Source organism: Kocuria sp. HSID16901, assembly GCF_003989425.1.
Lineage (GTDB): Bacteria > Actinomycetota > Actinomycetes > Actinomycetales > Micrococcaceae > Rothia > Rothia massiliensis.
The window spans coordinates 187294-199773 of record NZ_RBLM01000004.1; the positions used below are offsets into that span (position 1 = coordinate 187294).

Below are 12480 nucleotides of genomic sequence, written 5' to 3' on the forward strand. Positions count from 1 at the left end.
CTCAGAGGAGAAACTTGTGAACAGTCGCGTGAGCCGAAGGTTGGCCACACACGTCGGCGGCCCCACACCCTTCGGCGTTCTGTTCGTTTGCACAGGAAACATCGCGCGTTCTGCATCCTCAGAACTCATCGCCCGGCACCAGTGCGAATCCAGTCCTCAACTCGAATTCGCGAGCGCCGGAACGGCCGCCGTGGTCGGGTCGCCGGTTGCCCCGGAGATGGGCGCAGAATTGGAGCGCCGAGGAGTTCCCTTCGACGGCCATCGGGGCCAACAGCTCGTGGGTGACATGGTGAGCCACGCCGACATCGTGTTGGTCATGGAGACCCATCATCGGCAGTGGATCCTCGATGAATGGCCAGGCGCCGTCGGCACCACGTTTTTGCTCAAGCACGCGGCACGTGAACTTGCGGCTGGCTTTGATCCCGCATCGGCCCCAGTGGACCCCGCCGCGTGGCTGCGGACGTATTCTTCCAAGGCCCAGCCAGACGACGGCATCTCTGACCCTTTCCGTAAGGGAGACGCCGCCGCACGTGTTGCGATGACCGAGATTGAGGCGGCCCTCAACCAGCTTCTTCCCGTTGTGGAGCAGTGGGTCTCACTGACCCGGAACTGATATTGGCGCGGCGTCCGTGCGCGGTGAAGTTACAGCGCGGCCTCAATGTGCCTCACGCGCTAAGTCGGTCCCGAAGCTCTTGTCGTTCGTGGATACGCTTCAACGCGCGTTGACGACGTCCCGCGGTGGGCCACGTCAGGATCAGAAGAATGGCACTGATCAGAACGGCCACACCGGCGACCACCACGGCGGAATCCACCCAGAATGTTTCGGGATACAACCGAATCAAGCTGTCCGATTCGCGGAAGGCCCAGTTTCCTCCGGAGAAGAAGATCTCGTGGAACGTGGTGAAAAAGGCCTCCCACCCAAGGAGCGCCATGACGGCGAGGACCACCAGGAGCGCGAGGGTGAGCCAGGCCCCCAGGAATAGACTCTTACGGATCGCTCCGGGGGCACGACGCCGCAATCCCATCGAGCTCAGGAGCGCCACCAACGCCACGACCCCGACGGCCAGCATCGACCACAACATGACGTGCTTGACGTCGGTCATGTGCTGAACTTCGGTCGGCAGGAACACGGTTTCGCCGCGCGGAGTGACGACGTCGCTCAGGTAGCGCGAGGGAGCAAAGTTCAGGATGTAATTCAGTCCGTAGGAGCCGAAGGTCATCCGGTCATCGGTGGTGAACCCGAAGGAGTCTGTGGGAAAACCGGGGCGGTGGTATTCGAACCACAGGAACGCCGGGGTGGCCACGAGCCGGATACCCAGCATCAGTGTCACGAGCGGAACCGCCACGGTCATCAGGCAACGCCGGAGCCCGAGGGCCCTGGGACGATCTTCGAGAGCGTCCTCCCTCGCCGTGACCCGACGGCTCCCCCGCTCCCCGTCCCGAGAACTTGTTTCGGGTTCAGAGCGCCGTCCGGTGGTGCCAGAGTCAGAAGAAGGGGTGGCTCCTGCTGTCGCCACATCCTCGGCGGCGGGATTCCGTACACTCGCCCCGCCGCGAGGCCGGTCGTCACGCTGCTGCCGCTCCTGCGGGGCAACGGCCGGCACCAAAGAGTCCCACTCCTGGCGGGGAGAATCCGCCCATGGAGCCTCGTGATCATCGGGACGGGATGGGACGGACATACTTCTCCTCACTCGGTATGCGACCACGGGTTCCCCCACGGGACATCACGGCCCCTTTGAAAGACCAGAGTGGCGTACTGGTTATGGGTTTACCAGTTACCCTTCCACTTCGTGTCCGTGTAGTGCTCCCACGGGATATTCCAGTCACCATACCCGTTATCCGGGTCGGCTTGGCCATAGCCGGTATTTTCCGTTTCCACGACGTCGCCAACCATGAACGTGTCGAAGAAGTATTCCGCGTCATCCGGCAACAGGCCAATGCACCCGTGAGAGATATTCGCGACGCCCACGTACGCGTACGCTGACGGCTCCGCTTGGTGAACGAAGGCACCGCTGCTCGTCAGGCGGTTCGTGTTCGTCGCCTCGAAGGTCTCATACCAGTGCGGGTCACCCTTCTTGATGCCGAGGGTTGACGCGTCAAACTTGTATTTCTTGGACTGCTCCATGATGACGAGCTTGCCCGTTACCGACGGCCACTCCGGGTCGCCCAAGGTCACCAATGCCTCGCGCACCTTGCGGTCGTTGACGTACATCGTCATCTTCTTGGTGTTGTTATCCACGTAGGCATAGTGCTTGTCGCCGGTCTTGAACGTGACCTGGTAATTCTGGTTTCCGATTTGGCCGTTGCCAAGGTCCTTGCCCAGAAGGTTCGCCTCGATGGTGATCTCCGAATTGGGCGCCCACAGGTCCTCCGGTCGGTAACGGACCATGGTGTCCTTGTACCACCGGAACCGACCGGGTCCCATGCCGCCGCCCGTCACGGTGATCGCCTTTTCGATCTCTGCGCGGTTAACCACCGGTTCAGAAAAATTGAATTCGATGACCTGGCCCGTGCCGTACGTCTTGCCCTGTTGAACATTGATCTTGGCATCGGCTTCGTTGGCCGCCACGACGGTCGTAAAGGTGCTCTCCCCGTCCTTCGAGGATTTGCCCTCGGTGACGGTGTACTTGACCGTGTACGAGGTATCGAAATCCAGGGGGCCTTCGGAGGTCCACGTCAGTCCGTCCTCGGAGATGTTGCCCTTCACGGGGTCATTTCCGCCCTCGACGGAGACCTTGGACATCTTGCCCTGCTGGGTGGTCACGGTCACCGGGGCCACGGGATTAACTTCTTGGGCATCGGCAGCCGGCGTAACCGTCACCTTCGGCTCGAAGGGCTTGGCAGACGCCGATCCCGAGGAGGAAGAGGACGAGGCGCTTTGTGACGAACCGGAGTTACCGGAGTCATTCGAACACGCCGAGAGGAATGCCGCCGAGAAGATTCCCAGAGCACCGCCAGCGACGGCCTTGCGACGGCTCATCATCCGATTCGTCGCTCCGCCCTCTGCGGGGTTTCCATCAAACCCCTGAACGCCCTGTTCGTGACGGTTTCTCGACATAGAGTCAGCCAAAATTGTGGTTTCCTTCCGAGGCTCGGAATATAGGGCGACCGCGTTCCCTTGCACGGTCGTCCTGAATGATTTTTAGGCGCGCGGATCCAGCCCGCGCATAAAGTGGAGCGTCCTCACGTTATCCGGAATATCCGGATGGTCCTCACCCGCCGTCGAACCGACGGAGGGGTGAGCTTCGTCCCCCATCGACGAATGAGGAGAATCGTCGATGTCTAACCGCACAATATCCCATCCCCGGGGTGCCGTCAGACGCATCGCGTGCGTCGCGCACATGTCATAGGCGTGGGGCTCAACACGAGTCGCTAGCGGCCCGATCACCACCGTGGACTCGGAGTAGGCGTACGTCAAGGTGTAAGTTGCCTCGCGCTGACACATCATGCGCGAGCACATACGAAAGTTCTCAGTCATGGGAATCCAGATGCTACCCGCCCCACCTGGGAGCGGGATGAATCAACGTTAGCTGGCGCGCTTACGCAACCGGCGACGTTCGCGTTCGGACAGGCCGCCCCAAATGCCGAAGCGCTCGTCCCGAGCCAGCGCATAGTCCAGGCATGCCTGGCTCACCGGGCACTCGGAGCACACGCGCTTAGCATCTCGCGTTGAGCCTCCCTTTTCCGGGAAGAATGCTTCAGGATCTGTTTGGGCGCACAAGGCATCGGCTTGCCACGCCAGTTCGCCCTCGTCGTCGTCCGTGCCGTACTGACCGGCGGCCGCCTGCCACATTTTGAGGACGTCAGGGTCGGAGGAAAACAGATCGACGCGATGGTTTTCGGAAGTTTCACTCGATACTTCGGAACGTTTCGAGGTATCGTCAGCCACGGCCAGTAGTGCGGTCGCCTGGTCTTCCAGGCTCTGTGCCGAATGAGGGTGAGCGCCTTGCGGGTCCGCGGGATCGACGTACCAGTCGGCCGGAACGGTCTGGCGAACACCCGTCCTCCCCTCGGAAGTGGGTGATGTGCTTCGGTGCCGCACTGCTTCGCCCATGCTCGTCCTTTCCTTGCGCCCCCAAGATGCGCATCGGTTTCGTGGAAAATTCCACTCATAATTACATCCGTGTAATCACCTCACGTCAAGCGGCAGTGTGATTCAAATGTCAAGCATTCACGCCAATTTGCACGTTATTCGGCGTGTCACGTGCGTCTCAACCCCAGTTAGACTCGGTTCATGAGCCAATTCGCCACCGCCTCAAGCTGGGCCAATCTTGAAACCTTTTCGCGTGCGCTCGCTTCCTCATCCCAACCGGCCATCGTGTGGTACGGACTCAACGGTGAGCGGGTCGAACTCTCGGGCAAGGTTTTGGAGAATTGGATTGCCAAATCCGCGAATCTTTTCGTCGATGAGCTCGATGCCGCCCACGGAGACGTGCTGACCCTCCATGCTCCCCCGCATTGGCGGTCCATCGCGGCGGCCTTGGGCGCACTGCGCGCTGGGTGCCGCTTGAGCACTCGGGAAGATTCGGCGTTCTGGCTCGGATTTGACCACGATTCGGCCGCCGAACGGGCCGAGGTCGCGATCTATATGGGACGCTCCGCACTCGCCATGGCGTACGACGGCGACGCGCAGGATTTCCCGGAGGGTTCCGTCGACTATTGCGCCGAGATTCGGAGCTTTGGGGATGTTTTTGATCCCCTGGATTCCGTGCCGTCGTCCCACGTGGTGAGCGACTCCTCAGACGAGGCGAAGGAGTCGGAATGGACCCTTCGCAGCTGGCTCCAGCGAGCTGCACATTGGGCCGACGATCTTCACGACGTGCGCGAACAAGGGATCGCTCTGACCGCCCCCACAGAGAACCTGACGGCAGACTTCCTCGCCTGGTGTTGCGGCGTCATGGCAAGTGGTCACACTCTCGTTCTGGTAGACGGCTCCGTGGCCTCGAACGAGGAGCGCATGGAGTCCATCACCCGCGACGAGCGCGCCACTCGTTCGGTGTCAGGGCCTCGATAGGTCCACGCCGGGCACGTGCAGGCGGAGTCCACGAGGGCGACCACCCCGCGTGCAGGTGCGAGGCTTTAAGAGTCGTAGCGGCCGGCGTCGTGATGGGTTCCGCGCTCCGAGTCCTCGGGACGTCCGTGACCCGCCCCTCGAGAGCGGCGCGAGACTTCTCGTGCATCCAACGAACCGGTGACGATTTCGGTCGCTTCGGTCACGAAACGCCCCACACGCTCTTCCCGGGTCAGGTTGTCTTCGGATACCGCTGCCTTTGACTTGGACTCGTCCCCGTACACCCAGAAACGGTAAGCGAAGTACCGCACGATTGTCCCCAAGATGGTGCCGATGATCGTGCCCGAAATGAAGGATGCTTCCTTCGAGGTCATGCCCAAGACATAGAAGGTGAACAGCACGCACCCGGACTCCACGCCGATGCCGATGAGGTTCACGACGGCAAACTGGATAGCCTCGCGGAGTTTATTCTCCTGGCGCTTGTCGCGGAAGGTCCAGAGCCGATTGACGATCCACGAGAAAAGGGTCGCGACGACGCCCGCAATAAACTTCGCTTTGACGTGGCCTTCCGCCTCGAAGACCGTATTCATCAGAAGTAGCGTGACTCCGGCGTTGACGACGAACGCCAAAGCGCCAACAATCCCGAACTTGAGGACTTCCTTCAGGAATAGGTCCCACAGTCCACGGACTTTCTCAGCAATGGGCGACACACAGACTCCACAGGTTTGGGGGCAAAAAGGCCACAACACCGACGGGTTTCCAGGCTCGGAATACCCACCATGTTGTTGTACGGGGCCCACCGTCAGACGGCGACTCCCTCGGCTCACGGTGAGTCTACCTGCGGCGTCGTCAATTACCGCGCAGGAAAATGACTCATACGTCACCTCGATCCGGCGCACCAGGTAGCCTGGACCTGTGAACTTTCCTAGTACCGGTCCCATTGTCGGCGTCATCGGCGGCGGGCAGCTCGCCCGCATGATGGCCCCCGTTGCCAGCGAACTCGGAATCGAGCTGCGTGTCCTCGCGGAATCCCCCGGAGCGTGCGCTGCGGCCGTCGTCCCGACCTCTCCCGTCGGCGACTACACCGACCTCACGACCCTCCGCGACTTTGCCGAGGGCGTCGACGTCGTCACGTTCGATCACGAACACGTCCCGACCGAACATCTGAGGGCGCTTTTGGCCGACGGCGTTTCCGTGCACCCGGGACCCAACGCCTTGATTCATGCGCAAGACAAGATCGAAATGCGCCGGGCCGTGGACAGACTCGGCCTGCCAAATCCTCGGTGGGCCGCCGTCACGTCCCCCGAAGAGTTGCGGGAATTCGGTGAGTCCGCGGGATGGCCGGTGGTACTCAAAACTCCGCGTGGCGGCTACGACGGAAAAGGCGTGATGCTCGTCGAATCCTACGAGGTTGATTCGGACGAGGTTGCTTCCTGGTTCCAACGAGCAGTAGACGCCGGCTGGAACGAGGCAGCCCTCCTCGCAGAAGAGAAGGTCGACTTTTCCCGCGAATTGTCGGCGCTGGTTGCTCGGCGTCCAAGTGGACATATCCGGGCCTGGGATGTCGCGGAATCCATTCAGGTGAATTCGGTCTGTGACGAAGTGATCGTCCCGGCCCCGAACTTGAGCGAAGACATCTCGGCCGCAGCGACCGACGCCGCAAAACGCCTGGCCGACGAGCTCGGTGTCACCGGCGTGATGGCCGCCGAACTCTTCGAGACGCCCGGTCGCGGTCAAGGATTCCTCGTCAATGAATTGGCGATGCGCCCCCACAATTCCGGGCACTGGACCCAAGACGGTTCGGTGACCAGCCAATTCGAGCAGCATCTTCGGGCTGTTCTGGATCTCCCCCTTGGATCCACCGAGCGAGTGGCCCCCGCGACCGTCATGAAAAATTTCTTGGGCGGTTCAAACCCCAATCTCTTCGCGGCCTACCCCAGTGTCATGTCGGAGTATCCCCGAGCCAAGATCCACACGTACGGAAAATCTGTGCGGCCGGACCGAAAGGTCGGGCATGTCAACGTCACGGGCGACATTGCCGACGTTGAGGAGTTACGAGCCATCGCTCGCGGCGCTGCGGACGGTATTCGTGACTATCCCACTCCAGAACTGGACTAACACCACCGTCGTTTACGAGGCGGTCGAGACAAACCAGCCTCCCCTCTCACGAAGGAGTACACATGAGCCCCACGCAGGAAGCACCGATGGTTGGCCTCGTCATGGGATCGGATTCGGACTGGCCCACCCTGGAAGCGGCGGCCGACGTTCTCGACGAATTCGGCATCTCCTACGAAGCACGCGTGGTTTCGGCGCATCGGATGCCTGAGGAAATGATCGAGTACGGCAAGCAGGCCGAAGCTCGCGGCCTGCGCGTCATCATCGCCGGCGCGGGAGGAGCCGCCCACCTACCCGGCATGCTGGCCTCGGTGACCGTATTGCCCGTGATCGGTGTGCCGGTTCAGCTCAAGACACTGGACGGCATGGATTCACTGTTGTCGATCGTTCAGATGCCCGCGGGGGTTCCGGTCGCCACGGTGTCCATCAATGGCGCACGAAACGCCGGGCTACTGGCGGCGCGCATTCTCGGAGCAGCCTCGACACACGAGGGCGAGGAAATTCGCCGGGACCTTTCCAACTTTGCCCAGAACCTTGGGGAGGCCGCGAGAGACAAGGGCGCCGCCTTGAGCGCGAAGGTCGCGGCGCGCAAAGCGCAGGACACCGATGAAAGTTCGGTCTCGCCCATGAGCGCCACACCGGCCACGGATGGGCCCACAGGCGGCTACGCTCCGTAAGCTGAAACGGACCAGACTTCCCCGCGTGGTTATCTCTATTTCCGGGTAAATGTGCACGTCAGACGGTAGGATCGAGCTCGATCATGACTACTCCCCGCAGCAACCAGGACCATCCCGATCACATCGAGGCCGCACGCGGACTCGATGACGGCATCGGTAGCACCCGCATGACGGATCCCCTGAGGAATCCACGTGCAGGAGGTTCCGTCACGCGAACCAAACGCGCCTGGTTGTTGCTGGTGTTAACCACCCTGATCCCCGGATCCGCACAGTTGGTCGCGGGGCATCGCAAGCTCGGGCGCATCGGCCTGACCGTCACGCTCACCGTCTGGGCGCTGATCATTCTGCTGTTGCTGGTGACCCTGATCCACCGTGCGTGGGTCATTGAGCTGTTCACCGGTCAATTCATGTCGATGGTGTTGGTCATCGTCCTCATTGCGCTCGCGCTTTTTTGGGCCTTCCTCTTTTTCGACACCCTCCGGCTGATCCGTCCTGTACTCCTCGCCAAGGGGATGCGGCCGGCCGTCATCATCGGTTTCGTGGTCTTATTATTCGTGACCGCCGGTGGCGTGGGATATTCCGCCTACCTGGTGGGAGTAGGACGCGGTGCCGTCAGCAATATCTTTGCCTCGGGTGGCAAGGTCAAGCCCGTCGACGGCCGATACAACTTCCTGCTGATGGGCGGAGATGCCGGTAGCGACCGCGTCGGGCGGCGCCCGGATTCCATGACGGTCTTCAGCGTGGACGCCAAGACTGGCCAAGCCGTCACCATCTCGTTGCCTCGCAATACTCAGAACGCCCAGTTCTCCAAGGACTCACCCCTGTGGAAGGTGTACCCGGACGGCTTCAACTGCGGGGACGAATGCATTCTGAATGCTCTGTACCCCGACGTCGCCAATAACCACAAGGACCTCTACCCCAATGCCGCAGATCCCGGTGCCGAGGCCATGAAGGACGCGGCCGAGGGAATCACCGGTTTGCCGATCCAGGCCTACGTCCTGGTGGACATGGACGGTTTCGCCAACCTCATTGATGCCATGGGCGGCATCGACATCAAGGTCGGAGGTCGAGTCCCGATCGGTGGTGGCCACAACGAGATCACCGGCGAAAAGAATCCCATCGACGGATATATCGAACCGGGCGAACAGCACCTGGATGGCTACCATGCGCTGTGGTACGGACGCTCCCGCGAAGGTGCCTCTGATTATGACCGCGAGGCCCGCCAGAGGTGCGTCCAATCCGCGATGCTCAAACAACTCGATCCAGCCACGGTGCTGACTCGGTTCCAGGACATTTCGAACGCTGGGCAGAAGATCATCGAAACCGACATCCCGGAAAAGCAGCTGTCGAGCTTCGTCGATCTTGGCATCAAGTCGAAGGATCACTCGTTGATCCAGTACGGCATGGCGCCGCCCTATTTCCCAGATTCCTTCCCGACCTACCCAGACTTCGACCAGTTCCACTCCTCCGTTTCCAAGGTCATCAGCGACTCGAAGGACGGGAAAACCCCGGACACCAACGCGGGCAACAGCCCCCAGGCCGCTGGGTCCGGTGCGGGAGTGGCCCCGGTGTCCGCCGTCTCCCCGATGTCGCTCCTGCAACCGCTCGGCGTCACGGCCGCACAGACTGATACCGCCAAGGCCACGGCCCCCTCGGTCGACGTCCAGCTCACGGCCGAGCTCACCGAGAACGGCACCTGTTCGGTCCCCTAGGTCTTAGGATGGAGAGAATGAGCACGATTCTGCAGTCAGAAGCATGGGCCACCTTTCAGCGCGACCTCGGACACGACGTCATCCAGCACACCGGCGATGGATATTCCTACCTCGCGATCGTTGAAGGCGGTCGAGCGGGCAAATATCTTTACTGCCCCTATGGCCCCGTCGCGGAATCGGCTCAGGCCTTCACTCGGGCACTGGACGACCTCAAGAGGCTCGCGGCCCGCAAGAAGTGCCTCTTCGTGCGCGTTGAGCCGGCCTCCCCGGAGATGTTCCCGAAGGGAGTAGATCCGGTGGATGACCTCACCAGCCGCGGCATGTTCTTGGCACAACGCCAAATTCAGCCCAGCCACACGTGGATGGTTGACCTCACACAGGACGAGGACGCTCTGCTCCAGGGGATGAAATCCACCAACCGGAACCTTCACCGGAATATCCACAAAAAGGGCGTGACCTTCGAAGAGTCTCACGACCCCGCCGACGTCGCGGTCTTGCTGAAATACCTCCATCAAACCGCCGAGCGCGTGGGATTCAATCGCCAGCAGGACGCCTACCTCACCCAAGCGGCAAAGTCCCTTTTCCCGCTGGACGCAGCCTCGGTCTACCTGATCCGCGTCGAAGGAGAGCCCATCGGTGCCGCCATGGTGTACGACTCGGAAGATACCCGCACCTATGCGCACGCCTCGATGTCTTTCGAGCACCGTCGCTTGAGCGCCAATAATCCGCTCGTTTCCACCATGATGCTCGATGCCAAGGCCAAAGGCTTGAAGCGTTTCGACATGTTCGGAATTGCCCCCGACGACGAGCCGGACCATCCGTGGGCCGGATTCACCGGATTCAAGAAGTCCTTTGGCGGCTACGCCGTGACGACGCCGGGAACTTGGGATCTGCCCGTCAGCCTCCCCGCCTACCGGGCCTTCCGGGCCGCCTACGCGCTCCGGGACAAGGGCCTTCCCCGCGCCAAGAGGCTCGCCTCACGTGCGGTTGGCGCGGTGCGCTCCCTCGTTACCCGGAGCTGACGGCGCGCCCCTAGACGCCGAGGTCCCCGAGGGCCACCAGGCGAGCGAATTCCGGTTCGGTGTCCTTCAGCTGCGACATCGACCCCCGACCCTGGAGCTGTCCCCGAGCGAAGAACAGAATCTCGTCCGCATTCTTGACGGTCGAGAGTCGGTGGGCGATCACGATGACCGTCATGTGCCCCCGGAGAGCCTCGATGGTTTCGGTGATCTCGTGCTCGGTTTCGTTGTCCAGGGCGCTAGTCGCCTCGTCCAGAATGAGGACTCGCGGTTTCCGATACAACGCCCTGGCGATGCCAATGCGTTGCGTCTGACCGCCCGAGAGCCGCGCACCGGCGTCTCCCACCATCGAATCGAGTCCATCCGGCAGGTCACGGAGGAGCGGTTCAAGCTGGGATTGGCGAACGACCTCATCGAGCCACGCGTCGTCGACCATGTCTCGGGGCTCGCCGAACGTGATGAGGTCTCGAACGCTCGCGTCCCAGAGGTAAACCTTCTGGGAGACCATCGCGACGTTGCTCAACCAGGACCTCGGATGGGTGGAAATGTCGACGCCGCCCACCGTCACCGTGCCGCCGGTGGGCTCATAGAGCCCCGCCAGAATATCGGCGAAGGTCGTTTTCCCGGCGCCTGAGGTGCCCACCAAAGCGACGGTATGGCCTCGCGGAATCGTCACGTTCACGCCCTTCAAGACAGGCCGTGGGGAATCCGAATAGCTGAAGGTCAGGTCCTTCACGACGATGTCCTCGTCCGGAACCTCCACGATCTGTTCGTCCCGTGAGGAGCTGCTGGCCTGGTCCGCTTCTAGCTCCTCGATGTCCGCCGCAACATCCGCCAACGACGGCGCCCCGGCACGCACCTGATTCACCGTGGCCACCACGCGGTTCAAGGCCGGGACCACACGCATCGCGGCGGCCGCGAAAACCGCCAGGAGCCCAAAGGCCGTGTTTTGATCTCGGATGACGAAGAGCAGGATCGCCACGACCAAAATCCCGAAGATCATGACGACCTCCAGAAGGTATTTGGGCAGCTCCCCCATCACGCGGAGGAAACTTTGGTAACCGGCGTACTCAACTCGGTTCTTCCGGAACGACTCGGCGAAGTATTCCTCTCGCTGAAAGATTCGGGACTCGCGAAAACCCTCGATCGCGGGATTGAGGTATCCAAAAGCCTCCATGTCCCGCAGGTACGCCGAGTGCGCGTGTTTGAGGGAGTACGGTTTGAGCACGCGAGCGAGCAAGAAGGCCGAGCCGCCAAAAATCACCACTGCGGCCAAGGCGGCCACCGGCGACATCACGGTAATCGTGAGAAGGATGAGAACGATCGTCATCCCGTCCACGGCGATCGTGATGTAGCCCAGAAGAACACTCTCAAAGACCTGAGCGATGCCGCGGGTAAGTATCTGCAGCATCCCTGCTTTCGAACGCTGACGGTGCCGGGCGTACGGGGCATCGAGGTATCGCTCCAGGACTTCCGCCTCGGTTGCCGAACGCGCATATTCGATTTCTCGAATGGTCCAGCGGCGGATCACGATGATGGCCGCATTTTTGATGAGAAAAGCGAGACCCACACCGAGGGCCAAAGCGAGCAAGATGGTCTTGCGGTCATCCGTGCCGAGGATCGGCACAAGGTATCGGGAGATCAGGCCGGGTAATCCGTCCCCGGCCGCGATGACCTGCGTGAGGGGCAGCATCGCCGCAACCGCAACCATGTCTAGCAATGATGCCGCAAAAGCGGCGATGAACATCGTGACGATGCGTGAGCGCATCCGCCACGGAACCAATCGAAATACGACTCGCAGTCTGCGGTAATCGTCCCTCACGGACAGCCCGCTCCCCTTGCCTCGAGCCACAACATCCCCCTATGAAGTCTCTCCAGGACGACCCCGCCGAAAATTGGCGGCGTCACCGAGCACAAGACCTTACCGCAACGGCCCGGAAGCGCGG

The 12480-nt window shown here is 61.6% G+C and carries 12 protein-coding genes; 6 read left to right on the plus strand and 6 right to left on the minus strand.

Annotated elements, in window-relative coordinates; translation table 11 throughout:
* Nucleotides 1-16 precede the first annotated feature (16 nt).
* Nucleotides 17-613 (plus strand): arsenate reductase/protein-tyrosine-phosphatase family protein, encoded by a 597-nt coding sequence (locus D8M21_RS07460; protein WP_048679534.1) that lies wholly within the window; start codon nucleotides 17-19, stop codon nucleotides 611-613.
* Between the two features lie 52 nt (nucleotides 614-665).
* Here the strand turns inward: D8M21_RS07460 and D8M21_RS07465 are convergent, their stop codons facing one another.
* The 4 genes from D8M21_RS07465 to D8M21_RS11565 all read right to left on the minus strand — a co-directional run bounded on the left by D8M21_RS07465 (nucleotide 666) and on the right by D8M21_RS11565 (nucleotide 4054).
* Nucleotides 666-1679, minus strand: coding sequence for a TIGR01906 family membrane protein (locus D8M21_RS07465; protein WP_238651150.1), 1014 nt, complete (start codon nucleotides 1677-1679; stop codon nucleotides 666-668).
* Nucleotides 1680-1768: 89 nt separating this feature from the next.
* Nucleotides 1769-3058 carry a L,D-transpeptidase gene (locus D8M21_RS07470; RefSeq protein ID WP_082156676.1) on the minus strand — a complete coding sequence of 430 codons (1290 nt, stop codon included), beginning with the start codon at nucleotides 3056-3058 and terminating at the stop codon, nucleotides 1769-1771.
* A gap of 84 nt (nucleotides 3059-3142) precedes the next feature.
* Nucleotides 3143-3478, minus strand: a complete 336-nt coding sequence (locus D8M21_RS07475) for a DUF3499 family protein (RefSeq protein WP_048679537.1) — start codon at nucleotides 3476-3478, stop codon at nucleotides 3143-3145.
* A 48-nt stretch (nucleotides 3479-3526) separates the two neighbouring features.
* The gene (locus tag D8M21_RS11565; protein ID WP_048679541.1) at nucleotides 3527-4054 is read right to left on the minus strand and encodes a WhiB family transcriptional regulator; all 528 of its coding nucleotides are present in this window, start codon (nucleotides 4052-4054) and stop codon (nucleotides 3527-3529) included.
* Between the two features lie 180 nt (nucleotides 4055-4234).
* On the opposite strand from D8M21_RS11565, the gene D8M21_RS07485 reads away from it, so the two are divergent.
* Nucleotides 4235-5014 carry a TIGR03089 family protein gene (locus D8M21_RS07485; protein WP_126855765.1) on the plus strand — a complete coding sequence of 260 codons (780 nt, stop codon included), beginning with the start codon at nucleotides 4235-4237 and terminating at the stop codon, nucleotides 5012-5014.
* 65 nt (nucleotides 5015-5079) lie between these two features.
* Here D8M21_RS07485 and D8M21_RS07490 read toward each other — a convergent pair whose 3' ends face one another.
* Entirely contained in the window at nucleotides 5080-5721 is a 642-nt protein-coding gene (locus D8M21_RS07490; RefSeq protein WP_065424226.1) for a GtrA family protein, read from the minus strand.
* 265 nt (nucleotides 5722-5986) lie between these two features.
* On the opposite strand from D8M21_RS07490, the gene D8M21_RS07495 reads away from it, so the two are divergent.
* From D8M21_RS07495 to D8M21_RS07510, 4 genes are all read left to right on the plus strand, one after another.
* The gene (locus D8M21_RS07495) at nucleotides 5987-7129 is read left to right on the plus strand and encodes a 5-(carboxyamino)imidazole ribonucleotide synthase (protein ID WP_238651197.1); all 1143 of its coding nucleotides are present in this window, start codon (nucleotides 5987-5989) and stop codon (nucleotides 7127-7129) included.
* Nucleotides 7130-7191: 62 nt separating this feature from the next.
* Nucleotides 7192-7803 (plus strand): 5-(carboxyamino)imidazole ribonucleotide mutase, encoded by a 612-nt coding sequence (purE, locus tag D8M21_RS07500; protein WP_048679549.1) that lies wholly within the window; start codon nucleotides 7192-7194, stop codon nucleotides 7801-7803.
* Between the two features lie 83 nt (nucleotides 7804-7886).
* A complete protein-coding gene (locus tag D8M21_RS07505) occupies nucleotides 7887-9515 on the plus strand; it encodes an LCP family protein (protein ID WP_053089958.1) in 1629 nt (542 codons plus the stop codon).
* Between the two features lie 17 nt (nucleotides 9516-9532).
* Nucleotides 9533-10537: a lipid II:glycine glycyltransferase FemX gene (locus tag D8M21_RS07510; protein WP_048679551.1), complete on the plus strand. Its 1005-nt coding sequence runs from the start codon at nucleotides 9533-9535 to the stop codon at nucleotides 10535-10537.
* A gap of 10 nt (nucleotides 10538-10547) precedes the next feature.
* Here D8M21_RS07510 and D8M21_RS07515 read toward each other — a convergent pair whose 3' ends face one another.
* The gene (locus D8M21_RS07515; protein WP_048679553.1) at nucleotides 10548-12302 is read right to left on the minus strand and encodes an ABC transporter ATP-binding protein; all 1755 of its coding nucleotides are present in this window, start codon (nucleotides 12300-12302) and stop codon (nucleotides 10548-10550) included.
* Nucleotides 12303-12480 lie beyond the last annotated feature (178 nt).